23 protein-coding genes are annotated in these 25,348 nt (G+C 46.7%); 19 read left to right on the forward strand and 4 right to left on the reverse strand.

Going from position 1 to position 25,348, the window contains the following annotated elements; translation table 11 throughout:
- Nucleotides 1-117: 117 nt before the first annotated feature.
- The 5 genes from HMPREF9473_RS10805 (at nt 118) to HMPREF9473_RS28525 (ending at nt 8,342) form a co-directional block, all read left to right on the forward strand.
- On the forward strand, nt 118-2,319 hold the full coding sequence (locus tag HMPREF9473_RS10805) for a HelD family protein (protein WP_006780143.1): 2,202 nt from the start codon (nt 118-120) through the stop codon (nt 2,317-2,319).
- The gene (locus HMPREF9473_RS26175; RefSeq protein ID WP_050810025.1) at nt 2,246-3,178 is read left to right on the forward strand and encodes a DUF4968 domain-containing protein; all 933 of its coding nucleotides are present in this window, start codon (nt 2,246-2,248) and stop codon (nt 3,176-3,178) included. The genes HMPREF9473_RS10805 and HMPREF9473_RS26175 overlap by 74 nt, the downstream gene beginning before the upstream one ends.
- A 46-nt stretch (nt 3,179-3,224) precedes the next feature.
- Nucleotides 3,225-3,737: a DinB family protein gene (locus tag HMPREF9473_RS10810; RefSeq protein WP_006780144.1), complete on the forward strand. Its 513-nt coding sequence runs from the start codon at nt 3,225-3,227 to the stop codon at nt 3,735-3,737.
- A gap of 64 nt (nt 3,738-3,801) precedes the next feature.
- The gene (locus HMPREF9473_RS28145) at nt 3,802-4,194 is read left to right on the forward strand and encodes a hypothetical protein (RefSeq protein ID WP_006780145.1); all 393 of its coding nucleotides are present in this window, start codon (nt 3,802-3,804) and stop codon (nt 4,192-4,194) included.
- Nucleotides 4,195-6,548: 2,354 nt separating this feature from the next.
- Nucleotides 6,549-8,342: a DEAD/DEAH box helicase gene (locus HMPREF9473_RS28525; RefSeq protein ID WP_347509122.1), complete on the forward strand. Its 1,794-nt coding sequence runs from the start codon at nt 6,549-6,551 to the stop codon at nt 8,340-8,342.
- Nucleotides 8,343-8,359: 17 nt separating this feature from the next.
- Here the strand turns inward: HMPREF9473_RS28525 and HMPREF9473_RS10825 are convergent, their stop codons facing one another.
- Nucleotides 8,360-9,763, reverse strand: coding sequence for a condensation domain-containing protein (locus HMPREF9473_RS10825; RefSeq protein ID WP_006780147.1), 1,404 nt, complete (start codon nt 9,761-9,763; stop codon nt 8,360-8,362).
- A 146-nt stretch (nt 9,764-9,909) separates the two neighbouring features.
- On the opposite strand from HMPREF9473_RS10825, the gene HMPREF9473_RS10830 reads away from it, so the two are divergent.
- Complete coding sequence (locus tag HMPREF9473_RS10830; protein WP_006780148.1) at nt 9,910-11,169, forward strand: bacteriophage abortive infection AbiH family protein; 1,260 nt, start codon at nt 9,910-9,912, stop codon at nt 11,167-11,169.
- Here HMPREF9473_RS10830 and HMPREF9473_RS10835 read toward each other — a convergent pair.
- Nucleotides 11,156-11,686, reverse strand: a complete 531-nt coding sequence (locus tag HMPREF9473_RS10835) for a TetR/AcrR family transcriptional regulator (protein ID WP_006780149.1) — start codon at nt 11,684-11,686, stop codon at nt 11,156-11,158. The genes HMPREF9473_RS10830 and HMPREF9473_RS10835 overlap by 14 nt on opposite strands.
- A gap of 111 nt (nt 11,687-11,797) precedes the next feature.
- Here HMPREF9473_RS10835 and HMPREF9473_RS10840 point away from each other — a divergent pair, with 111 nt between their 5' ends.
- The 10 genes from HMPREF9473_RS10840 (at nt 11,798) to HMPREF9473_RS10885 (ending at nt 21,156) form a co-directional block, all read left to right on the forward strand.
- The gene (locus HMPREF9473_RS10840; protein WP_006780150.1) at nt 11,798-12,550 is read left to right on the forward strand and encodes an EFR1 family ferrodoxin; all 753 of its coding nucleotides are present in this window, start codon (nt 11,798-11,800) and stop codon (nt 12,548-12,550) included.
- Nucleotides 12,551-12,780: 230 nt separating this feature from the next.
- Entirely contained in the window at nt 12,781-13,755 is a 975-nt protein-coding gene (locus tag HMPREF9473_RS10845) for an ORF6N domain-containing protein (RefSeq protein WP_006780151.1), read from the forward strand.
- Nucleotides 13,756-13,848: 93 nt separating this feature from the next.
- Nucleotides 13,849-14,457 (forward strand): sce7726 family protein, encoded by a 609-nt coding sequence (locus HMPREF9473_RS10850; protein ID WP_006780152.1) that lies wholly within the window; start codon nt 13,849-13,851, stop codon nt 14,455-14,457.
- A gap of 69 nt (nt 14,458-14,526) precedes the next feature.
- On the forward strand, nt 14,527-15,981 hold the full coding sequence (locus HMPREF9473_RS10855) for a DEAD/DEAH box helicase (protein WP_006780153.1): 1,455 nt from the start codon (nt 14,527-14,529) through the stop codon (nt 15,979-15,981).
- A 173-nt stretch (nt 15,982-16,154) separates the two neighbouring features.
- Nucleotides 16,155-16,919, forward strand: a complete 765-nt coding sequence (locus HMPREF9473_RS10860; RefSeq protein WP_006780154.1) for an alpha/beta fold hydrolase — start codon at nt 16,155-16,157, stop codon at nt 16,917-16,919.
- 157 nt (nt 16,920-17,076) lie between these two features.
- A complete protein-coding gene (locus HMPREF9473_RS10865; protein WP_006780155.1) occupies nt 17,077-17,499 on the forward strand; it encodes a DUF3788 domain-containing protein in 423 nt (140 codons plus the stop codon).
- Nucleotides 17,500-17,546: 47 nt separating this feature from the next.
- The gene (locus HMPREF9473_RS10870; protein WP_006780156.1) at nt 17,547-18,026 is read left to right on the forward strand and encodes a GyrI-like domain-containing protein; all 480 of its coding nucleotides are present in this window, start codon (nt 17,547-17,549) and stop codon (nt 18,024-18,026) included.
- 283 nt (nt 18,027-18,309) lie between these two features.
- Nucleotides 18,310-19,143: a class I SAM-dependent methyltransferase gene (locus HMPREF9473_RS10875; RefSeq protein WP_006780157.1), complete on the forward strand. Its 834-nt coding sequence runs from the start codon at nt 18,310-18,312 to the stop codon at nt 19,141-19,143.
- 110 nt (nt 19,144-19,253) lie between these two features.
- Nucleotides 19,254-20,366 (forward strand): tetratricopeptide repeat-containing glycosyltransferase family 2 protein, encoded by a 1,113-nt coding sequence (locus HMPREF9473_RS10880; protein WP_006780158.1) that lies wholly within the window; start codon nt 19,254-19,256, stop codon nt 20,364-20,366.
- Nucleotides 20,367-20,403: 37 nt separating this feature from the next.
- Nucleotides 20,404-21,156, forward strand: coding sequence for a collagen-like protein (locus HMPREF9473_RS10885; RefSeq protein WP_006780159.1), 753 nt, complete (start codon nt 20,404-20,406; stop codon nt 21,154-21,156).
- Nucleotides 21,157-21,228: 72 nt separating this feature from the next.
- On the opposite strand, the gene HMPREF9473_RS10890 is transcribed toward HMPREF9473_RS10885, so the two are convergent.
- The gene (locus HMPREF9473_RS10890) at nt 21,229-21,783 is read right to left on the reverse strand and encodes a TetR/AcrR family transcriptional regulator (RefSeq protein WP_006780160.1); all 555 of its coding nucleotides are present in this window, start codon (nt 21,781-21,783) and stop codon (nt 21,229-21,231) included.
- An 85-nt stretch (nt 21,784-21,868) separates the two neighbouring features.
- On the opposite strand from HMPREF9473_RS10890, the gene HMPREF9473_RS10895 reads away from it, so the two are divergent.
- The 3 genes from HMPREF9473_RS10895 (at nt 21,869) to HMPREF9473_RS10905 (ending at nt 24,915) form a co-directional block, all read left to right on the forward strand.
- Nucleotides 21,869-22,744 carry a pentapeptide repeat-containing protein gene (locus HMPREF9473_RS10895; protein ID WP_080568817.1) on the forward strand — a complete coding sequence of 292 codons (876 nt, stop codon included), beginning with the start codon at nt 21,869-21,871 and terminating at the stop codon, nt 22,742-22,744.
- A 91-nt stretch (nt 22,745-22,835) separates the two neighbouring features.
- On the forward strand, nt 22,836-23,213 hold the full coding sequence (locus tag HMPREF9473_RS10900; RefSeq protein ID WP_006780162.1) for a BlaI/MecI/CopY family transcriptional regulator: 378 nt from the start codon (nt 22,836-22,838) through the stop codon (nt 23,211-23,213).
- Nucleotide 23,214: 1 nt separating this feature from the next.
- Nucleotides 23,215-24,915: a M56 family metallopeptidase gene (locus HMPREF9473_RS10905; RefSeq protein ID WP_006780163.1), complete on the forward strand. Its 1,701-nt coding sequence runs from the start codon at nt 23,215-23,217 to the stop codon at nt 24,913-24,915.
- Between the two features lie 83 nt (nt 24,916-24,998).
- On the opposite strand, the gene HMPREF9473_RS10910 is transcribed toward HMPREF9473_RS10905, so the two are convergent.
- Complete coding sequence (locus HMPREF9473_RS10910) at nt 24,999-25,241, reverse strand: helix-turn-helix domain-containing protein (RefSeq protein WP_006780164.1); 243 nt, start codon at nt 25,239-25,241, stop codon at nt 24,999-25,001.
- Between the last annotated feature and the right edge of the window lie 107 nt (nt 25,242-25,348).

The raw sequence follows: 25,348 nt of genomic DNA on the forward strand, positions 1-25,348 counted from the left end.
ACACTTCATTATCCATTATATATAATTTTGAATTACAAGTCTAGTCTTTTTTCTTATTTTTGTTAAGATATGGATAGGCCGAAGGATGCATCACACAAATATAGAGGGGAGACAGACATGAAGCAGAACAGTGAGGCAAAGACGATACCGGGAGTCACCCTGGAAGAAGAGAGGGAAATGCTCTCGTATATTATTTCCATCGCGGACGGGAACTTAAACCGCGCAAGGGAATCCGTGGATAACCTGGCGGATGAGCTGCATGAGCTGAAGGAAATATATGATGCCAAGGATAAAGAGGGCCTGGCCCTGTGGTTCAATACGGATGCCAGATTTCAACAGGTCCGGCAGGAGCTCCTTCGCATGGAACGCAGCAGGAAGAAGCCCTATTTTGGAAGAATTGATTTCACGGATTTGAATCTGTTGAAGAAAGAATGTTACTATATCGGAAAATCCGCCATCACGAAGGAGGCAGCGGAGCTGGTGGTCATCGACTGGCGGGCGCCGATTGCGTCGGTCTACTATGAGAGCGCCCTCGGGGCCTGCACCTATTCCGTGAAGGGGGAGGGCGCCTTTGAGATAGACTTATCCAGAAAACGCACCTATGAAATCGAGCAGGATAAGCTGAAGGACTTCTATGACTCCGATGTGGTGGCAAATGATGAGCTGCTGACCAAATATCTCGCCAGAAATAAGCGGGCTGTTCTGAGCGATATCATTGCGACCATTCAGCAGGAGCAAAACGAAATTATCCGAAGGAGACCGCAGTACAATGTGATTGTGCAGGGCGGCGCCGGTTCCGGCAAGACAACGGTGGCCATGCACCGCATTTCCTATATTCTGTATAACTATGATGTGGAATTTCAGCCAAAGGACTTCTATATTATCGGAAGCAACCGGATGCTGCTGAACTACATCACGGGGGTGCTGCCGGATTTGGATGTCTACGGCATTTCCCAGATGACCATGGAACAGCTGTTTGTCCGGCTGTTGTATGAGGACTGGGACAGTCAGAAGTTTACGGTGAAAAAGCTGGACAAGGAGGATAAAAACGCCTGTGTCAAGGGCAGTTTTTCCTGGTTTCATGATTTGGAGGACTTTTGCCGGTGTTATGAGTGGAATTATATTCCGCGGGAGGATGTCTACGCGGAGAAAACGCACCAGCTGTTGATGAGCCGGAGCGCCATCGAGAACCTGCTTCGAAAATTTGATTACCTGTCCCTGCCGGAAAAGCTGGACAAACTGACAGAGCATTTGATGGCGAAGCTGGAAAATGAGATTTATGGCAGATACTATACTTACCCGCCGGAGGAGCAGAGGGCGCTTCTGAAAAAATATCAGACGTATTTTGGAAAGCGGGAGTGGAAGGGGTCTATTTTTGAATTGTATGACACTTTTTTGCTGGAACAAAATGGGAGAGGGCATCACATTTCCCTGCCTGGGACGGCATTTGACGTCTATGATTTGGCGGCGCTGGCCTATCTGTACAAGAGAATCAAGGAGACGGAGGTTATCCGGGAAGCCAGCCATGTGGTCATTGATGAGGCCCAGGATTTTGGAATGATGGCTTATGGGGCGCTGAAGTACTGTATGAGTAAATGCACCTTCACCATCATGGGCGATGTGTCGCAGAATATTTATTTTGATTATGGGTTGACGGACTGGGAGGAACTGAAAAGTCTGATGCTGACGAGGGAGCTGGACTATTTCGGTCTGTTGCGGAAAAGCTATCGAAACACAGTGGAAATCTCAAATTTTGCGACCAACATTTTGCAGCATGGGAATTTCCCCATCTATCCGGTGGAACCGATTATCCGTCATGGAAATGAAGTCCACACGGCGAAATGCGGGGATGAGGAGCAGATGATTTCGGAGGCCGCCAAGGTGATTCGGGAGTGGCAGAAGAAGGAGTATGAGACCATCGCGGTTATCTGCCGGGATGAGGCGGAAGTGTATCGACTTTCAGGAAAATTGAAAAAGAAGGTGAAACTCCGCGAATTCAACGCCGAGACGGAGGAGTTTGGAAATGGAGTCATGGTTCTGCCAATCGAGTACGCCAAGGGATTGGAGTTCGATGCGGTTCTCCTGCTGGGGGTGGACAACCGGAATTATCCGGCGGAGGATGGTTTTGCAAGGCTTTTGTATGTGGCGGCCACCAGAGCTCTTCATGAGTTGGCGGCCCTTTATACCGGAACGCTGACCGATTTGATTGCGGCTCCGGTGCCGGAGGAGAAGAAGCAGAGATATCTTGTGGCGCCGGCGGTGGCGAAAGTTAGAACGGTACCTGAGAAAAAAGCAAAAGACCAATCAGGAAATTGCTGAGGAGCGCTCCGCGCAAGGGCGGTTTGAGCTGGAGTTCCGGGACAAAATCGGACCGAAGAAAATCATTGTGCCGGGCGGGCAGAAGGAAGCAGGACCAGGGAAGGCGAGGAGCGCCGGGAATCAATTGGGCGCTGGCAATCGGCCAAGCACCGGCAACCGGCTTGGAAATGCTGAATTTGGCACAATGCCATCGACAGGCAGCCTAAGACCACCTGGCCATTCCAATATCAATTCCGCTATCCGCTGGGTGACCAGACAGAAGGATTATCTGGAGTTGACAAGCGCCTGCGGTGTCCTGCGCATCACGCCGATATCCGGGAATACGGCCCGAATCAGCTTCGCCAAAGAGTCCATCAATCATCTTCCAGCCATACCAGGGGAGCTTTCCGTGACGCCTGGGCTTGCATGGAAATATAGAGAAGACAAAACTATAGTAGAAGTCCAGTTCGGGAACATGCTTTTGCTGGTAGACAAGAAAACCGGCGGGGTATCATTCTACACAGCAAAGGGAACGCTTCTCCTCTCAGAGGCATCGCCCATGCCAAGACTGATATCCACTTCCCCCAAAAACCAAACCTGGTCATACTTCAACTGGACGAAAAAAGAAACGTTAAAGGCAAGGGGACTGTACGATAAACAGCTGATCGATTTAAAATCCACAGCAAAATACATTTCCTGCGGCGAAACCTCCCAAAGACCCGCCTGCCTGATATCGAGCAACGGCTATCAAATACTGGTCTCCGCTGGCCAGCGGGTGATGTGCTGTACTATACCGGTATATGGCACCTATCTGAGTGCGGAAGAGGAAACACAGATTGATTATTTTTTCACAATGAAATCAGGCGAGTCTGGCACATAAGTTTTGTAACAACAGCCGCCAAGACTCATTGAATGAAGGAGCGAACATGGAAAAGGAAGATATCCTATTTCAGCTTGATATAAGCTGGCAGTTATTTCAATATCACGTAAGTAATCTGACGGACGAAGAAGCCCTGTGGTGTAAAACTGAACAAGGACTGCAGATACGCCAGATGGATGGAACATGGGCAGCAGACTGGCCGGAAACAGAAGCATACACTATAGGCCCGGCCAGCATTGCATGGACCATGTGGCACATCCTCTACTGGTGGAAAACCACGATGGACTATTCCTTCGGGAATGGAACCTTAAAAAAAGAAGCTGTCCTCTGGCCGGGGAGTGTAGAACTGGCAGTAAAAGAAATCAGCCGCCTGCACGAGGAATGGATCAAAATTCTGTCAGAAATGCCCAAAGCAGATTTTGAATCCCCCAAATACGCGAAATGGCCATTTGCAGATACAAGCTTTTGCAGAATTGCACTCTGGCTGAATGCGGAGTTTATGAAAAATGTTGCCGAAATCGGCCATGGACGATATCTATACGCCATAGCTTTCACTTGAAAACGTAGAGGAAATTAAGATACTAATAAGAAATTATTGAAACATTTATGAGGAGGTAGACGCAATGACCCAAAGTACTCTGAAAAAGACCAGTGATGTATTGGATTACTGGTTTGCAATTGAATTTTTAGGTCAGGATTCTTTTGATTTAGGGACAGGTGCATCTGCCTGCCGACGAGAAATAAAAAAACACAAGAGGGATTTGGAGAACAATAAAAAAAGTAACAGAAAACAAATCTTCGATTTTTTTGAACTTGATACGGCAAATGCTTTGTATGAGGAACTGAAAGCCGAAGCAGATGCATGTGGCATGCGTACATGGGGAAATATAACGGTTTATCTTGGAAAAGTGAAGCGGGAAAACTGCATCCTCAGTCTTGCCAAATATTTAAAAATAGAGGACTTAGAGAGACCGGAAAAAATTATGATGATATTGCTGTCCTCAGTTTTCAGTTGACGCCAACGGGGACTTATGTGGAACACACGTTGTCATTATCAACCATCTTATGGTCATTATCAAAATTGGAACTGGGCACTTCCGGCAGGCTTTCCGATGATCTATCGATAGAGGATTACAGGAATGACGTGGAAGGTTTGGAAAAGTTGTTTTTTAATGTTGGTGAAGGGACAAATCTGATGGCAGTGTCAGACTCTTTGGAGACAGATGTATCTGCCATGCCGGTCTTTACGGAACATGCGGTCAATACAACGAAATTGATAAGTATTTTACAAAAAATAAAGGAAGTCTACATAAATAAATATCTAACCATAGATACTGATATCCGGCAAAATGCTTCCTGTATGGACTACTATGGAATAAAGGTTCAGCTCTTCAAAGATCATTTGTCAAAGGAACGATATGAAGATGATAACTATCTGGGATTAAGCCATGATTATTATTCCAATGATTTAAAAATGATGAAGGATGCAGTAGATGGTGGAATGATTTCATCAAATGGCAATCTATGGAAGGAATTGGCGGCGTATATTGATGCTCCTGCCAGGGAACAGGAAGGCGGGGGGAATAGAAGAGATATCCTTCACCCCAAATCAAACAAAGAATTAGAACTTTTTTTACAGGAGGTTTTGAATCTGAAACATGCTCCCATGGGAAAATGGCCTTCTAAATATATGCCGGCCTTCATGCAGCAAATGGCAGTGAATTTTGCAACGTCTGGGAAATCGTCCGGCGTATTCGGGGAATATGGAAGTATCTTTTCTGTGAATGGTCCTCCAGGTACAGGCAAAACCACATTGCTAAAAGAAATTGTTGCGGGAAATATTGTTGAGAAAGCAAAACTGCTTGCAAAATATGAGGAGCCTGATGAAGCATTTAAAAAACATAAATTCAAGCATGGGGATAAGGCAAATGGCGGATATTCGAAATTCCATCCATCCTGGTATTCGTTTAAAAATGATAAAATCAATGATTATAGTGTGCTGGTAACTTCCTGCAATAATGGTGCGGTTGAAAATATTACGAAAGAATTGCCAATTGAAGCGAAAATCACGGATAATCTAAAAGCGTCTCTTTCTGACAGCGAGGAAGTGAAAGAACAGTTAAAAGAAATTGAGAATCTGTTTACGGTGAGCCAGGCTGTTTCAACGGAGATGTTGTATAAACAGCAAAGTGACAAGGCCGGTGAATATGGTGAAATCTATTTTAGCGGATATGCGAAACAGTTATTTGGAGAGGGTGCCTGGGGTCTGGCTGCCGTTCCTCTCGGCAAAAAATCAAATGTCAAACCATTTTACTATCAGGTTTTGAATCCTCTACATTGGGATTTCTATCCGAATAATTCTGCGATAGAATCCAGAAAAGAGAAATACAAAATAGCAAGAAGACAATTCAAGGAGCAGTTGGAAAAGGTAGAGAAATTACAGGAAAAACTAGCCGCGTATGGAGAGATTGCAGAAAAGAAAACGCGGACGGAACTTTTATCAGAAGAAGAAACGGCAAGAAATTGCCAGGAAATAGAGCGGTATCGCTCTCAAATAGTTGAGTGGAGTACCAGACTACAGGAGGAAGAAGGGCAGCTTGCGGCTTTGGCGCCCGAACTTAAAATGGCAGAAGCTGGTTATCAAAATCTGCGAGTGGAGTATGAGCAATGCAAAAAGGAGCAGGAAAATATCATTCAGCAGATAATTGATACGAAAAAAAATATACTGGAGACAGAAAAATCCATTGGCCGTATTTCACACTTTCTGAAAAATTCAAAATATCAGGCAGCAATGAGTCTGGTGGAGGAATATCGACTGCAGGAGAGACGTTATCAACAGGAGAAACAACGCCTAAGTGAGCAGTTTCAGGCAGCAGAAAAGGCGTATATGCATGCGCGGTCGGAGCTTCAAGACACAGAAAAAAGATACAGGGAAAAAGAAGCCAATCTCAAACAGATGATTGCTATGAAATCGAAACTGGCTGCGAAAGTAGATAAGAGCCAGGAAAATTTGAAACACATACGACAAGAACTGGAAGCAGTAATGGAGCAGTATGAAAAAAAGATTGTTGAATTTCAGAAGAATGGGGACACCTATGGCGGACTTGTTTTGGATGATAAGTTTGTGGAGGATTTTCTTGCGGAAGATGAGGAAAAATCAACAAAAGCACAGCTTGGAAATCCGTGGACGACAGATGCTTATAATCGGGAGAGAGAAAAACTGTTATTTTACTCGTTGCAATTGACAAGGGAGTTTATTTTAAGCAGTAAATGCTGCCGTGAAAATTTTGTTCTGCTGGGCCAGTATTGGGGATTGGAATTGGGAGATGAGAAAGAGCGGATTTTATTCCATAAACAGGACAGAGAAGAGATGTGCGGAGCCCTCTATCAGACTTTATTTTTGCTGGTACCTGTCATATCGTCTACATTTGCCTCGGTGGGAACCCTGTTGAAAGATGTCAGGGAGCCGGGAATGATTGGCACATTAATTGTCGATGAGGCAGGACAGGCACAGCCGCAGATGGCGGTGGGATCATTATACCGTTCCCGGCGGGCCATCATCGTGGGAGACCCCAAGCAGGTGGAACCTGTGGTGACGGATGATTTGGAGCTTTTGAAAACAACCTATAAGGATGACTTATACCGCTGTTATAGAGATAAAACATTATCAGTACAAAAATGTGCCGATATCATGAATCCTTTTGGCACCTATCTTGACAATGGAACGGATTATCCTGACTGGGTCGGCTGCCCGCTTTTGGTACATAGAAGATGTATCAGTCCAATGTATGATATTTCAAATAAAATATCATATGGCGGAATTATGAAACAGCAGACAAAATTGCCGTCAGAAAAGGAGCAGCGGGACTTTGTATTTTCAAAGTCTCAATGGCTCAATGTGGTTGGCGATGAGAATGGGAACAGGGACCATTATGTGGTGCGTCAGGGGGAAGAAGTCTGCCAAATTTTGGAGCAGGCTTTTCAGAAATCAGAAAATCCCAACCTGTATATCATCAGTCCATTTACATCCGTCGTGCGTGGAATCAAGAAAGCCATTGGGAGTTATTGCAGCAGTCACAGGGAATCTTCCATGGCAAAGAATCATGATTTGGGTGATTGGATGGATACCAATATCGGTACGGTCCATACATTTCAGGGAAAAGAGGCAAATGAGGTCATTTTCTTACTGGGATGTGATAATAAAAAAGCCTCGGAAGGCGCCATCAAGTGGGTAAACAGCAATATTGTAAATGTTGCAGTCACCAGGGCGAAATACAGACTTTGTGTCATTGGAGACGGACAGGCCTGGCGTAAAAATCCTATAGTAGGTGAGATGAAGGCGTTAATCGACACATTTGCACTCCGCTATATTGATGAAATACAAAAAGGGGACCTGAATGACAACGAAAAAGCAGCAAAGTATCAGGAGGCGGCAAAGCAGATTCCTTCCGCGACTTCTTTTTTAGCGGAGAGCGGTGTCGACGAGAATCAGGAACCTCAATACACGATAGAGACAGATGATTTTGTCAGTGATTTGCGAGAAGTGGATTTTTTTGACGAAGATTTGAGCGATGAGCAGTTGAACATGCTGGGATTTCACTCATCACAGGAGTTTGGAAAACTGGAGCCGGATGTCAAGAAAAATCTCACGATGGGGATAAAACTCTATGAACTTTTGGAACCGGTCTATCAAGTGGTAGAAGATTTGGATGCCTCCTGTTGCGGAATCCTATTTTGCAAAGCGCTGGAAATTCAGATGAGAAGAAATTTGGTAAATGGGTTGAAGGAAACATGTTCTAACTATGTTGTAAAATACAAGAATAAAGATGTAAAATTGAGTAATGTCAATGATGACTATTTTATGTTGGGAAATATTCAGTATGTGATTAAAGGAAACATAATTCCAATTGGAAAAATATTTCAAAATCTAGGAGACCCATTGCATGGCAGCAAGTGGTGGAGCGTGTTTAGTAAAAAACTGCATGAATGTGCTGAAAAACGAAATAAATGCTGCCATGTGGAATTATTTGAATGGGAAGATATGGTGAAACTGCTTCAACTGGTATTTGAGCGAAATGACAACCGGGATACCAAGAAAATAAATCTCGATGGTATTTTTTTTGAAAGTGAGGTTGGAAAGCAATTAGGCTCAGGTTCGTGTTGAAAAGATTGTTTACTCTTTCACAATAAGAGACGCGGCAGCTGACCCATGACATCCGCTACGGTAATCGACTCCTTTTGCGTGGCAATGGAGAGAATTTCAACAAGCAGTTCATAAAATTTAACAATATCCTCCCGCCCCAGCTCAGCCGTCTGGTATTTGAAATAGAAGTCAAGCCCACGGCCTTGCGGGGCCAGCATGACTGTCAAATAGAGTTTCTGGATATCGGCCCGGTTGGAAAACCACTGGGTGTTCAGCGGGATGTGCTTTAAAAATGGATTGGAGGAAGTAAGCGGGAGGGGCTGGCACGTGAGTGCCACCCCTTCATACGTGGTGAGCGGCGGCATGTGGAACGCATCGGCGAATTGCTGGTTGACGCATTCCATGTCATAATCAATGTGCCGGTAGATATTATGCTGATAATTCTGAATCTGCCTGACTCCGTCCAGAAACGTGGTATCCGGCGAAATCACGGTTCGGCAGGGATAGCAGTGGATGCGGCAGCCACCGCAGGTCCGGCTCTGCCTTGAAGTCCGCCGGGAGACATAGTTTCGGATGCTGACATCCGTCTCCCCGTCATTCAGAAAAGACAGCGCGGTCCGCATGGACATGAGGAGCAGATTGGTCAATGAGACAGAATGCTTCTTACAGTAAGCCTGCAGCCGGGCCGTATCCTTTGGCGGCAGAGTAAACCGCTCCATATCCCCATCCATAGGCTGTATCCTCCGCCCAGCCGCCCGCAGTCCGGGCTGTCCGAGACGAATACGGCTCTGTTCCAGCACCCCGCGTCCCTGAATATCCGTATAAACCGGTTGGCCGACACCTATCAGCCGCTCCCAAAAGGCCCGGTCCTTCTCCAGTCTCCTGGAATCCTGTTCCCGTTTTAAATCCAATTGCAGTACCTTCTCATAACTTGCCGGCATTTCCGGGACCGGCGTCCCGTATAGATAATGGCAGTACAGTTCAAAGGTATCATTCATCAGAAACAGCAGCCCCAGAGAATCCATGATGCGGTGGTCAATACACAGATAGACCCCATTCCACCCGCCCGGAAGGGACACCATCACAAAACGCAGCAGCGGCGCGTCCGCCTGTTCAAATCCAAGAGTACTCCAGTAAGTCATCAGCGCTTTGATTTCCGCGTCGCTTTGATCCCTCAAATTCTCATAGGTAATCTCCGGAACACTTTCCGCCACAAGATACTGCCGCACCATTCCGTCCTCATCCATGGTCGTGAACTGAACCCGCAGACATTCCAGACGGCAGACCTCCTCTGCCAGACATTTTTTCAACAGAGAAAAATCCACAGGAGCATGGATGGAAACGCACACGCCAATCGTCAGCACCTGTGCGGTGCCAAATTCCACAAGGGCCTGCTGGAGCATACGCTGGGAAGCGGTGAGAGGGTAGAGCGTGTTGGACATAGTGGGATATCACCTTTCTTAGACAGTATCAGGTTACATTATATGTGTGGAAATGATGAGCGATGACAGGGAATCTTTCCCTTGCATTCCAAACGCATTTATGAGAATATGGAGACAGAACCGTCAGACCGTATTGGGAGGTAACAATGCTGCATAGGAAGAAACAACTGCCCATTCCAAAAGATACCCTGATAATCATTGGAAATGGCTTCGATATCTGGCAGGGACTGGATACCGGTTATGATAAATTTCAGAAATTTTATCTCGCCCATCGCGACGAAATCATGAGAAAGCTGCACATCAGAAAGCATGTCTTTCGAGATGAGGATGGGCGGGAAACAGCCATCAGCGATGTGGAGCTGATCTATGGTAATCCATTTGAACCCCAGCTGCTTGACAATGAGTTTTGGAGCACCTTCGAGGCGTCCCTGGACAAACTGGATTCCGAGCAGTTAAACATGTTTTTTGGCAAGGACAATAAGGGGCTTCGCGAAATGAATAAGAGTATTCGCAATGCCAGCCAGATTTTGAGGGAAGCGTTCTGCAGCTGGATTGCGACTATCGTGATCGATGAGAAGGACGCGGGCTACCGGTTTGGCGATAACTGTCTGTTCATCAATTTCAATTATACGGATACCCTGCAAAAGCGTTTCCAGGTGAAGGATAGGAATGTATACCATATCCATGGGGAGGCGTCAGACAAAGACTCCATCATCTATGGACATTCCTCACATCCCCAAATGCCGGAGGACATATTATATCGATTGGGGGGACGGTTCCGCGGTCTGTATTTCATAGATAGAATCCTGTATGAGACAGACAAACATGTGGCAGAAAATATTCAGAGTCTCTGCATGTTTTTAGCTCTGCACGCCGCCATGTCGGAGGAAATCAAAGAAGTTTATGTCCTGGGGCATTCGTTTGGACTGCCGGATCTTGAATACTTTACTTTTTTAGCCGAGGCGACGAAAGTCCATGACGAGGATGAGTCAGAGCGCAGGGATGAGTTTGAAAATGAGGGGGCAGCGGAGGATTTGGACTCCATGGATGAATTACATAACCGTTTGCAGTACACCATCAACCGTGTGGGATACCACATCGGTGAAGATGCGATTGATGACGAGCAGCGAAGAGCCATGGATAGAAGATACGCTCAGGAGCGGATGGCAGAAAGCCAGGAGTTTCAACGATTATTTTATAAAATGATAAGCAAAGACGGCAAGAAACGGGCGGAGGAAGCGCCGCCGCAGATTCCACCCCGTACGGAAGACGCCGCCTGGCATATATCCTACCACAGTGACAGGGATAAACAGTGGATGGAAGCGCTTATGAAGGAGCTTGGGTGCCAAAATGTAACAATATATCCGACAATCGATGAATGTCTGAAGCCATTTAAGACATCCTGATCGAAGCAATGTGCAGAAATTCCTCCGCCATCGCCTCCGGCGTCTCCTTCATGCCGCTCTCCAGCCAGCAGACCATCATGTTATAGAACGCCCCGGCATAATAATACAGTTCGTACCTGGATATCGAATCCGCCGGCATATCGCCATAGCATTCGATTTCACAGTCCGTGATAATGTCCAGCAGGGCGGTGTTGACATTGGCATGGTGAAAGGCCAGAACAAGACTGGCGTGCTCTTGATAAAAACGGAATTTATACTCCATCATTTCCCTGCCGTGGTAATCCTCGATGCCCTTTGGCATCCCCTGGTGATACCGCTGCGCCATCCAGTCAATGCCATACTGGATAATATCCTCCACCGAATGAAAATTCCGGTAGAAGGAAGCACGGGCCACCCCGGATTTTTCCACCAGCTCGGTGACGGTCACTTTGGACCAGTCCTTTTGCCCGGAAAATGAGATCAGCGCGTAAAATAATTTTTCTTTCACCTGTTGATTGGCCAGTTTTCTCTTGTCCATGATACAGTTCTCCTCGATTTGTCTCAGGTGTCGGGTTGACATTGAGGCATAATGTGATACAATTCGTATCATATTATACAATCTCAAATAAGTCAATAGGAGTGTGATACCATGATCTTTTATTTTAGCGGTACTGGCAACAGCCAGCTGGCGGCCGGACAGATAGCAGAACTTCTTCAGGAGGAACCGGTCTCCATTCACCCATACGGTAAGACGGGGAAACGTCTCTCTTACCACTCGGAGACGCCATGGGTCTTTGTGGCCCCCACCTATGCATGGCGGATGCCGAGAGTGGTGGAGCAGTGGATTCGGGAGACGGAATTTACCGGCAGCCAGGATGCTTATTTCGTGCTGACCTGCGGTGGAAGCTGTGGCAACGCCGCGGCCTACGCACAGAAGCTCTGTGAGAAAAAGAACCTGCATTTTTGCGGCCTTTCATCCGTCGTGATGCCTGAAAATTATACGGCCATGTTTCCGGTGCCGGACCAAGCGGAGTGCAAAGCAATCCTGGACCAGGCGGCCCCGCTTATCACAGCGTTTGCAAAAACAATTCAGGACAGAAAACCATTCCCCAGGCAGCCCATTTCCCTTCGGGATAACATCCAGAGCGGCCCGGTCAACCGGCTGTTCTACCCCTTGATGGTACATGACAAAAAATTCACAATTACGGACAAATGCATTTCCTGTGGCAAATGTGCCAGAGTATGCCCTCTGGAAAACATTTCCATGCTAGACGGAAAGCCCCGATGGAACGGAAACTGCACCCACTGTATGGCCTGCATCTGCGGCTGTCCCACCGAAGCGATCGAGTATGGCACAAAATCAATAGGAAATAACAGATACTATATTATAATTGATAAATAAAATACATATACTTATTAAGCGACAACAGCAACACAGAAAGTTGTGATTTGAACCGGGGCAGTCCAAACGATTGCCCTTTTTCTTTTGGAGATTTATAATGCTAACAGAGTTGCAGCATGGTATAATGAGCTTGTCGAGGAAATGCGTTTGAGGTCGCAATTTGCGATTTCAAGTCACCCCATTTTTGAGATGCCAATTTGGCACCTCAAAAACATAAAGGAGCGATATAGATGGCAAAAATAGAAGAAGTTAATTTAATAAAATCGGAAGATGGCTTATCCGTAGTGAGTGTTGAGGGCGTACAAGGTGACATAAAAAGTATGATTTATGTTGTGCGTAATCAGCAGGTTATGATAGATAGTGATTTAGCTTTGTTATATCAGGTTGAAACAAGTGCATTAAATAGAGCGGTAAAAAGAAATATAAAGCGTTTCCCAGAAGATTTTCGCTTTCAGTTGACAGAAGAAGAATATGAATTTTTGAGATGCCAATTTGGCATCTCAAAAACAGACATGAAAAATAGTACAGATGGGCGTGGTGGTAGGCGATATTTACCTTATGTTTTTACTGAACAGGGTATATCCATGCTTGCGAGTGTTCTTCGTAGTGAGGTTGCAGTAAATGTAAGTATTGGTATTATGAGAGCTTTTGTAGAGATGCGGCATTTTATTGCCAATAACACCTTGCTCTTTGAACGTATCAGCTCTGTCGAATTGCAGCAGCTTCAGTACCAGAAACAGACCGATGAGAAGTTAGAGCAGATATTTGAGTACATATCCGAGCATGAAGAATCCAGTCAAAAGATATTTTTTGACGGACAGATTTATGATGCGTTTAGTCTGATTATCAGTCTGATACAAAAAGCAGAAAAGGAAATCACGTTAATCGACGGATATGTGGATGTGGGAACATTAAATCTACTCTCAAAAAAGAAAGCGGATGTGTCGGTAACAATCTACACGCAAAAACGCACCAAGCTGACGAAAACAGATGCAGAGAATTTTAATGCACAATATCCCACATTGAATGTGAAAGATACAAAGGCGTTCCATGACCGTTTCTTAATCATTGACCGAGCAACAGCCTATCATGTAGGAGCATCGCTAAAAGATGCAGGCAAAAAATGTTTTGGAATTAACCTCATTCAGGATGCAGGCATTATCAAAGACATATTGCAGCGGGTGGAACTGGAAACGGAGGAATGATTTTAAGGTCCCAATTTGCGACCTTAAACATTAGGAAATAACAGATACTATATCATGGAAGAGGAGAACCATTCTTCCGGAAAGCAGTAACAAATGGAACAGGAAGACAGAATTATTTTATATGACAGTGATATCCGGGAGCCGCTGTTTGATTATCTGGAGGAGAGGTTCGGGAAAACCAGGATATTTGAGGAAAAAATCATAGGAAAATCCCGGGCGGATTTGCTGATGCTCACTGCCAGCCAGATCATCGGCCTGGAGATTAAGAGCGACGCGGACACCTACGAGCGGCTGAAACGCCAGGTGCGGGATTACAACCGGTACTGTGACGCCAACTACATTGTGATCGGGAAATCCCATGAAAAGCACGTGGAGGAGCATATCCCAAAAGAGTGGGGGATACTGACGGTCCGTGTGATGGGCCGTGACTTTGTGATTGAGGAAATGCGTCCGGCAATGCCTAACCCCAAGATGAAGCGGGAACTCCAGATTACCCTTGTCTGGCGCCCGGAACTCCAGCATTTGCTGGAAATCAACCATCTGCCTAAATATAAGCAGAAAAGCAAGCGGTTCGTCCAGCAAAAACTCCTGGAGAAAATGGAGTGGGAGCAGTTAAAGCCACAGATATGTGAGGAACTGTTCGAGCGGGATTATACGCTGTGGGAGGAGGACGAGGAGCTTTTGAGTTCCGGCACGTCATAAATCATTTTCCATCTGGGGATTTCCATGCTATAATAGCGGCAGACAGAAATTCTATCAGGAAAGGGTATTATGACAAATCAACCGGAGCATCGATTCAATCATTATCAGTTATCAGAGGAAATAAAAGAGGCCTTGCAGCTGCTGGGATATGAAACACCAACCCCCATCCAGCAGGAAGTGATTCCGGCCATTCTTGGGGGAAATAATATCGTTGCCAAAGCGCCAACCGGAAGTGGAAAGACGGCGGCATTTGCCATCCCAATCTGTGAAACGGTCATCTGGGAGGAAAATGCGCCCCAGGCCCTGATTATGGAGCCCACCAGAGAACTGGCGGAGCAGGTGAAGGACGAGGTCTTTCGCATTGGACGGAAAAAACGGCTGAAGGTCCCGGCATTGTTTGGCGGTTTCCCCATCGAGAAGCAGATACAGACCCTGCGGCAGAAGTCCCACATCGTGGTGGGAACGCCGGGACGGGTGATGGACCATATCAGGCGGGAGAGTCTCAAGCTGGATAAGATTACCCATCTCGTCATAGACGAGGCGGATTTAATGCTGGATATGGGGTTTATCGATGAAGTGAAGGAGATCATATCCTGCCTGCCAAAAGGCTGCGGGATATCCCTGTTTTCCGCCACGCTGAAACCGGAGATTCAGAATCTGGTGGACGAGTATATCGAAGATGTGGTTCTCATCCGGCAGGAAGAGAGCGGGGAGATGGAGCCTGCCATCACACAGGTTTTGTACCGGGCGGATAAAGAGACTAAATATGACACGTTTTTAATGATGCTTATGACAGAAAACCCGGAGAGCTGCATGATCTTCTGCGGCACCAAAGAGATGGTCAATGTCCTGTTCCAGAAACTGCGGAAGGCCAGAATCTTCTGCGGTATGCTCCATGGAGATTTGGAGCAGAAGGAGCGGTTGAAAACCGTGGATGCATTCCGGCGGGGGGCCTTTCGTTACCTGATCGCCACGGATGTGGCGGCGAGAGGCGTTGATTTCGAGAACATTTCCCATGTGGTGAATTATGACTTTCCAACCGGAAGAGAGACTTATGTCCACCGCATCGGCCGCACGGGGCGGAATGGAAAAGAGGGCCGGGCCATCAGTCTGGTGTGCGAGGAGGACCGGCGGATGCTTCAGATGGTGGAGACCTACATGGACCGGGAGCTGCCCGTCACGGAATGTCCCGCCGCCAGCCCGGAGGAGGTAAAAGCCTTCTGGAAGTCCCAGCGGCAGAAAGCGGAGATCAAACCGGAAAAGGGAAAGGCTCTGAACGAAGGCATTATGCGCCTCTCCATCGGAGGCGGAAGAAAGTCAAAACTGCGCGCCGGCGATATTGTGGGAACCATCTGCGGCATTGAGGGAGTGGAGGTGTCGGATATCGGCATCATCGATATCCGCGACAGTCTGAGCTATGTGGAAATCCTGAACAACAAAGGCAGTCAGGTCCTGGAAGAACTCCAGACCAGGCCCATCAAGGGAAAAGTGAGAAAGGTCCGAAAAACCAGGACCCGGATATAAGGAGTTAAAGATATACGGAATATCTGATAATAGACGGAAAGGAGCGGGGTATATGGGGATTTGGATGACAATGCACTGATAGCGGGGCTTTCGTGCATGTAAGGCTGGAGCCTTGCTAATCAGCAGGTAGAAACGAGACACTCAAATACTATCCAATGATTAGGAGGCAGATTATGTCATATTTTAAGTATCAGTCCAAGAATATTTATTACACCGTCACAGGCGAAGGGAAGCCGCTGGCGCTTCTACACGGAGATAGCGCGTCTTCCGCCATGTTTGAATTGTTGAAACCTTTGTATGAGAATCGTTTTCAACTGATTCTCATTGATTTCCTTGGCAACGGGAAGTCGGACCGTGTGGAAATGTTCCCGGTGGATTTGTGGCTGGAGGAGGCGCGTCAGGTGATTGCGCTGCTGGAGCATTTACATTGTGGAAAAGTGAGTCTGGCAGGTACCAGCGGCGGAGCCTGGGCGGCCGTCAATGCAGCGATGCTGCGGCCGGACCTGGTGGAGCGTGTCGTGGCCGACAGCTTCGACGGGCGGAGTCTGGCGGAGGATTTTGCAGATTCTCTACTGGAAGAAAGGGCCTCGTCGAAACAGGAGGAACATGCCATCGAATTTTATCAGTGGTGCCAGGGAGATGACTGGGAGAGCGTTGTGGATAAGAACACGGAGGCGCTGGTGCGGTGTGCCAGAGAAAAGCGCCCACTGTTTGCCAGACCGTTACGGGAACTTCAGGTTCCTCTGCTTCTCATGGGCAGCAGGGAGGATGAGATGGTGAGAAAAGATTTCCTCAGCGAATACGAAGTCATAGCCGGAGAAACCGGAGCGCAGGTCTGCGTGTTCCCAACAGGCTTTCATCCGGCCATGGCGTCCAATGCGGAGCAGGCCGCAGATGTCATCTATGAATTTATCTATCAAAAGAAGATTGGAAGATGACATACAGTTGTCATCATTCGCCTGGTAAGATAACCATATCATAGGGCGAATATGCAGGGTAATGTAAGGCATGGGCCGTGGTTGTGAAAATGCGGTCCATGCTTTTTCTATGAGAGTTTGGCAGCGAAGTTTGGTCAGTAAGCGGCAGGAGGAAGCTATGATTGATTTACAGGACAGAAATCATATCCCATCCATGGAGGAACTGGAGGATTTGATACGCAATCCACTGTTTGGGAAGTTTTGCTTGGAAATGGAGCAGAGATACGGGGTATGCGGGAAGCCGGAGTTCAGCAGGTGTGACTGGGAGCGGGGATGGAATCTGAAGTTTAAAAAGTCCGGAAAATCGCTCTGCGTGATCTATCCGCGGGAGAATTATATCACCGTGATGGTGGTGGTTGGAGCGAAGGAGAAAGGGACGGTGGAGGAGCAGCTTTTGGAGCTGTCACCGCTGTTACAGGATGTCTATCACCACACGAAAGAGGGAAATGGCCAGCGGTGGCTGATGATTGACCTGGAGGATGAGGGAAATGTTTACCGGGATGTTTTGAAGCTGATTGACATCCGGTATCAGTGCCGGTAAGATGTGAAATATGGACATTAGTGGGAAGGAACACAGAAGGAGAAGGTATGGAGATTAAGAGATGCAGGAAAGAATCATTTTCGGTGATTGGGAAAGAGGGGTCTACGAGGGATGGCGCTGGTTTTGTGAAAAAGCTGTGGGAGGAGGCCAACGGTCATTTTAAAGAGATTTCACATCTGGCCCAAAAGGATGAGAACGGCGTGGCGGCCGGAATCTGGGGTGCGATGACTGATTTTTCCCGCACGTTTCAGCCGTGGGAAGAGAATTTCTCCCAGGGGCTTTATCTTGCCGGAGTGGAAGTTGTGGAAGGAGCCGTGCCCCCGGAAGGCTGGACAATATGGACGATTCCCGGGTATGAGTATCTGTATGTGAAATGCACGGGGGAAGAGACATTTTCCATGGTGCTGGATTATATGAAGGAGAATCATCTGGAACTGGCCGGCGCGGTTTTGGAATTCTTTTGTCCGGAGGAGGAGGGGCAGCAGTATTTGTTCTTCCCGATTGGAAGATTGACGGATTGTCCGTAATGTTGACATCACGGAAGAAATGCCGTAAAATAAAAATGTAAATTTAATAGGAAAAGGTGAGGTGAATTCGGCGTATCAGATGTTACACAATCAGTAACATGGGTATGACTGGAGAAGAGTAGATAAAATCAATTCCATAGGGAAAGAAAAGGCTGCATGGACAGCCTGTTTTTGGTACCTGATGTTTGATTTTATTTTACTCTTTAACTAATTCTTCATCTTTTGAAAGATTAGCCGTAGAGTAAAATCTACGGTTTTTTTTTTTGCACAGGAAAGGAGAAACATGAACAATAACTTATTTACAGCGTTAAGAAAACCCTCTATCTACACAAAATCAGCAGCTGAGTTTTGGAATGATGAATATATTTCAAAACAAATGCTAAAAGCGCACTTAGACCCGGACTTTGACGGAGCAAGTAGAACATTGGACTTTATTGAAAAATCTGCTGCATGGATAACAGAACAGATTCCGCCCGTCGATTATCCCTTGCTTCTTGATATTGGGTGCGGTCCGGGGATATATGCTGAGAAGTTTACACAAAAGGGGTATCAAGTCACCGGGGTGGATTTTTCAAAGAGGTCTATTGACTATGCACAACAATCCGCTTTCAGCAAGAAGTTAAATATTTCATATGTGTATCAAAACTATTTAGAAATGGATTTGAACAAGAGTTTTGATGTTTGTACCATGATATATTGTGATTACGGTGCGTTATCGACGAGAGACAGACAAGTAATTATGAAAAAAATTTATCATCATCTGAAACCTGGCGGAAAATTGTTATTAGATGTATTTTCCATGGCAAAATTTTGCAATTTTCAAGAGCAGCAAGTTTGGGAACTATGTCCCAATGGAGGCTTTTGGCGCCCTGGTGAATATATGGCGTTAAGTGGATTTTATAAATATTTAGATTATGTAACACTGGACTTAATATCAATTATTTCAAAAGAAGAGATAACCCCCTATTATTTATGGAATACCTATTTTACAAAAGAAACTTTAATGCAAGAAGCTGAAAGTATTGGTTTTAAAATGTGTGGACTCTTTAGTGATGTTGCAGGACGTAGTTATCAATCTGAAAGTGATACCATTGCAATCATTTTGGAAAAGCAATAAGTTCAATATGTAGAGGTGGTTTCCTGGTGGGGAATCACGTTATCTTTTATTTTGTCATAGGATGTAAAAAAGCGGACAAATTCTGTTGATGATGGGTGAGGTGCTTGCGTATGGCTTCGATAAGCCTGTGTATGATTGTGAAAAATGAGGAGGAGGTGCTTGGGCGGTGCCTGGATAGTGTCAGTGACCTGGTGGATGAGATTATTATTGTGGATACCGGCTCGGTGGATGAGACGAAACGGATTGCGTCGGTTTATACGGATAAGGTTGAGACATTTCCGTGGATAGATGATTTTGCGGCGGCGAGGAACTATGCATTTTCCAGGGCGTCCATGGATTTCTGCATGTGGCTGGATGCGGACGATGTGATGGAAGAGAAGGACCGGGCGGGATTTCTGGAACTGAAACAGTCGTTGATGCCGGATAGGGACATGGTGATGATGCGTTATGAGGTGGCATTTGATGAGCAGGGGGCGCCCTCCTTCTGGTATTACCGGGAGCGGCTGATCCGCAATCACCGGGGATATCTCTGGAAAGGGGCAGTCCATGAGGCGATTGCCCCGGTGGGAAATGTTGTGTATTCTGACGTGGCGGTTACCCACCGGAAGATTCATGCGGGTGATGGAGACAGAAACCTGAATATTTACCGGAAGATGCTGGCGGACGGAAAGACGCTGGAGGGACGGGAGCGCTATTATTATGGACGGGAGCTGTATTATCACCAAATGTATGAGGAGGCTGTCCGGACATTTGACATGTTCCTGAAATCTCCGGACGGCTGGGTGGAAAATAAAATAGAAGCCTGCCTTCTGATGGGGAAATGTCATAGGGCCCTGGGAGACCGGCAGGCCGCTCTGGGGGCGTTGTTGGAAAGTCTGGAATATGATGCGCCCAGGGCAGAACTTTGCTGTGAGATTGGGGCATGGTTTATGGAGAGCGGGCAGTATGAGACGGCGGTATTCTGGTATGAGACGGCGCTGGGGCGGGAGATGGATTTTAAGAAGGGAGGATTTGTTTCCCCAGACTTTTATGGATTTATTCCGGCGATGCAGCTGTGCGTCTGCTATGATAAGCTGGGGCAGTATGAGAAAGCGGAGTCTTGCAATGAAATGGCGGGAAAAATGAAACCGGAGTCGCCGGCGGTTTTGTTTAACCGGGAGTATTTTGAGCGAAGGAGGGGGAAAAAGGACGAGGATGAACGGTTATTGGACAACGTCATATAATATAGGGTAACTATTAGTTTGGAAAGGACACATAACTATGAATTATGACGAATTTGGATATGAGAGAAGCTGCTCCTCGGGCGTTTACGGGAATACCTGTGGGACTGGCTACTGCCAATACTGTGGAAACTACTGCTGCACGGGATGCCCCGGTCCACGGGGACCACAGGGGCTTCAGGGGCCGATAGGACCAATGGGACCAATGGGACCGATGGGGCCGAGAGGGTTTCAGGGAGCCACCGGTGTGGCCGGAATGACCGGAGCAACCGGAGCCACAGGAATCACTGGTGCGGCAGGCGCGTCACCAGTTATCTCCGTAGCCGGAACTAGAACGGGAGCACCTGGGACAGAGGCGAGTGTAGATGAAACATTCACGTCAACCGGAGCACAACTCCTGTTCACCATCCCCGCCGGAATTACCGGTGCAGCCGGAGCCGATGGCGCAAAAGGTCCAACCGGGGCGGACGGAGCCATGGGGCCAGCAGGTCCAACCGGAGCGGACGGAGCCATGGGGCCAGCAGGTCCGACAGGAGCCGACGGAGCCATGGGGCCAGTAGGTCCAACAGGAGCGGACGGAGCCATGGGGCCAACAGGTCCGACAGGAGCGGACGGAGCCATGGGGCCAACAGGTCCAACAGGAGCCGATGGTGTCACTGGTCCCACTGGCGCCAGGGGCACCAGTATCACTGCAATTACGCTCACCCTGGATACGGGAACCGGTGCAATTACAGGCGGAACCGCAACCCTGGATGACGGAACGACAACTCCGATTGCCGTGACGACAGCATAGTCAAAACTCAAAACTTTAAGGGGCTGCGCGCGAAACAATTCGTACGCAGCCCCTGTTCCACCAATAGTTCATTTAGATACTTTTCATAAAATAATGTAGCGATTTATGAATCATGCGTTCCATTTCAAGGGGGGTCTCTCGATTTTCGTCATACAGCCATTTCATTAAAAGATTCCAAAGTCCCCCCATATTAAAAAGCAGACAATATTCTAATTCTTTATCGGAGCAATCGGCTTTCCAATATTCTCTAAAACGCCCATATATCTGCGGCCAGTATTCATTGGAAACATCAATTAAATGACATATCAGGTGATGATCGGTCAATACTGTCAGGTAGTCGATATGTTCCTGCCAAAAGGTAAAATAAACCTGGATGATATGTCGTATCGAATATTCCATATCCTCATCTAAATATCTCATATAGCTCTCACATAGCTGTGTGCAGGAATAGATGACCACATCCTCTTTAGAACGGAAATTTCGGTAAAATGTCCGTCGGGCAAGCTGGGCATTTTCCGAAATTTCTGTGATTGTAATTTCCGAATAATTTTGCTTTTCCATTAAATCAAAGAGTGATTGGGCCAGCCATTGTTTCGATTGTTCCGCTATTGGATTTGACTTTTTCATGTGGTCTCCTTTTGTGTCACATTATTTACTTGGATGTAGCACTTGGTTTCGAGCGATTGACGGTATATTTTTTACCCATTATACTATGATAAAAGAAGTGGCACAAGTGAGACACACATTTGTAAGGAGGTACAAGTTGAAACTTCATCAATACGATTCTGATATATTCCATGAATTTCGGATTTCATGTAAGGAATGCAGCGGCCTTTGCTGCGTGGCGTTATACTTTTCTAAATATGATGGCTTTCCTGCTGATAAAGCCGCCGGAACACCATGCCGCTATTTGGACAGCAATTTTTGCTGCTCCATTCACGGGGAATTGCAGTCTAGACAGATGAAAGGATGTCTGGCCTACGATTGCTGCGGTGCGGGGCAGATGGTAACCCGCCTGTATGGAGAGGAAAATTGGAAATCCAACCCAGGCGCGGCCCAGGAGGAATTTGATGTATTTGTGAAAATATTCTATCTGCAGCAAACATTATGGTACATTTCAGAAGTGAAAACACTTCTGCCTGCACAGGCGCTGTGGGAGGAAGCGGATCATTATTTAGAGGAATTACATCTTCTTTTGAAATCTTCTCCACAAAAAATTCTGGATGACGATATGGGGCTGCTTAGAACAAACATAAACACATTACTGAATCAGGCATGGCAGATGGTAAGAGAGCAGATTGCCAGTCCCGCTAAAATAACAAAGAAAAAAGATTATATGGGGCATCATTTTCGAAAATCCAAACTGAACGGCTGTGACTTCAGTTCCACACTTTTAATTGCGGCTAATTTCGAGGCATGCGATTTGACTGGTTGTAATTTTCTTGGAGCCGATATGCGGGATGCCAATATAAAAAATGCTGATTTAAGTGAATGTAATTTTTTGACACAGGGACAGATAAATGCAGCAATCGGAAACCGGAATACCCGCATACCGGAACATCTGATCATGCCAGTTGTATGGCTCTAGGAAGAAAACTATTTTTAAAATACCCTTGACATTCGTTTAAGACAGATGTAGTATATAAGAAAAGACAATTGTCTTAAAAGGAGGCGATCAAATGGATAACATAAAGAAACTGCCGGACGCGGAGTTTGACATCATGAAAGTGGTGTGGGCCATGGAACCGCCTGTGACGACGACGGTTATCAGAGAGCAGCTGGAGAAAGAGAAGGAGTGGAAGATACAGACCATCGTTTCCCTGATGCTGCGCCTGGTAGAGCGCGGTTTCCTTCGCTCGGAAAAACACGGGAAGGAGCGGTATTATTACCCACTCATAAACCGGGAGGATTACTTAAAATTTGAGACTGGCAGCTTTTTGAAGCAGTATCATGACAGCTCCCTGTTTAACCTGATCAATACACTGTACGAGGATGAAGCTTTGAGTGACAGTGATATTGATGAGTTGCTGACATGGGCGAAAGAACGGAGGAATTAGGATGAAGAACTTAATGACGACATTGCTTCTGTGTTCCGTCAATATGTCAGCGCTTGCGCTGTTTTATATGTTCCTGACGCCATTTTTGACAAAGCATTATTCCGCTGCCGGCCGTTATTACACGTGGCTTGTCATTGTAGTGGGACTGATTATCCCGTTCCGCCCTCATTTTGGTAATCCTGTTGTCAAGGTTCCCATGCCGGGGCGTACAGCCGCACCTGTTATCCGGCCTGGGAACGGGATGCAGGTAACGGGCCCTGTTTCAAATGTTGTACCGTCCGCCATAAGCACAATCTCCTGGTGGCAGGCCGCGGCCGTGATATGGCTGGCGGGGGTGATTGTATTTCTTGTCTACCACGGAATCAAACATTACCGCTTCTTAAAGCTGACGGCGCGATGGAGCAGGAATGTCACGGACGAAGGGACGCTGGCGCTTGTCCGGGAGCTGAAAACGCAGATGGGTATCACGCATGATATTGGCCTGGAGTTGTGCGGCAGCATAGGAAGCCCCATGCTGATCGGCATTGCAAGGCCCCGGATTCTGTTGCCGGAAATGGACTTGGGAGAAGAGGAACTTCGGTTTATATTGAAGCATGAGTTGATTCATTATAAAAGAAAAGATATCTGGTATAAATTCCTGGTATTGGTGGCGAGCGCCATCCATTGGTTTAACCCTATCGTGTACCTGATGGCAAAAGTAATTGATATCCAGTGTGAACTGTCCTGCGACGGGGAAGTGGTCCGTGCGGAAGATGCGGATACCCGCCTGTTTTACAGCGAGACCATTATCGGGGTCATCAGATACCAGTCAAAACTGAAAACCGTGTTATCAACTAATTTTTATGGAGGTAAAAAAGGCATGAAAGAGCGGATTTTTTCAATTATGGATATGGGAAAAAAGAAGGCAGGTATAGCCGTTATCTGTGGCGTTGTGGTGCTCACAATGGGAACGGGGGCAGTCGTAGTGGCAAATGCGGAGACAAAGCCTCCGGTGGAAATGACGAAGGATGACACCATGATTAATGCTCATCTGGGAGTTTCATTTGTTCCGAATCCCGATATTTATGGCGCATATGCCGGTTTTGGAATTACCATTTCGGAGGACGGCACAAAGCTGCTCTATGAGGGCCAGCCCGTGCGGCTGTTTGTAGATGAGGCGGCGGAATCGTGGGCGTTCTATCTGGATGGAGCCGGGACTTTGAATCTGTCGGCTGTCAGAAATGCTGACGGTGAGATTGCGGGAATTGAGCCCATTTCAGAGCAGAAGGCACAGGAATACCAGGACACGTATTTTGCAGAAGGCATCAGCGGAAACTTTGCAGTCAACGAGCCGGTGCAGGAGCAGGAATATGCGAAGGCGCAGGAAAATGTTCAGGAAGGCGAGAGTAAATTCGAGCAGTATGAGCCATTTGGTATCACCTATTCAGCGGCAGATGGAGCATTGTATTCCAACGGCCAGCGTGTGAAAATGCTCGTCGATCAGGATGCGGCAGGCGGGTTTACCACGTTCTGGACCGATGAGAACGGAACGGTAAATCTGTCCGTGATTCGTGATACCTCCGGCCAGATAACCGGTGTGGAGAGCATATCAGATGGGAAGGCGCAGGAATATAAAGCCGTCTTGGCGGACATGGAAGAGAAGGCGCCGGATGGATTGGAAGAACGAGTAGAAAAAAGAATAAACGAACGGTATTCCAATTAAATCCAACCAAGTAAGACCTCGGGCCAAATTGGCCCGGGGCCTTTTGCGCAAAATTTAACAGCCAGATTCGAAAAATCCGGCTGTCAATCTTCGTCCTTAATAATAATTTCTGAAATATCACATTCTAAAGCCTTACAAATTCTTGATATTACATCTAAATCCACTCTTTTTATTTCTGATTTGCAATATCTCTGTAAAGCATTATATGCAATCCCAGTCATTCGGCAGAGCGAATTCTTAGAGATGCCTTTGGCTTCCATAACAGGCATGATGTCTACATAGTAGATTGGATAATCTGTTATTTCAATAATCTCTTTTTTCTGCATAGTCGTCCCTCTTGCTACTGATTATACCACAATTGACATACTTATTACATGCAATATGCCAAATATTCCAGATTTGTGGATGGGATAGTTTCCTCCCCGCCGGAGAT

It is taken from the genome of Hungatella hathewayi WAL-18680, from assembly GCF_000235505.1.
Lineage (GTDB): Bacteria > Bacillota > Clostridia > Lachnospirales > Lachnospiraceae > Hungatella_A > Hungatella_A hathewayi_A.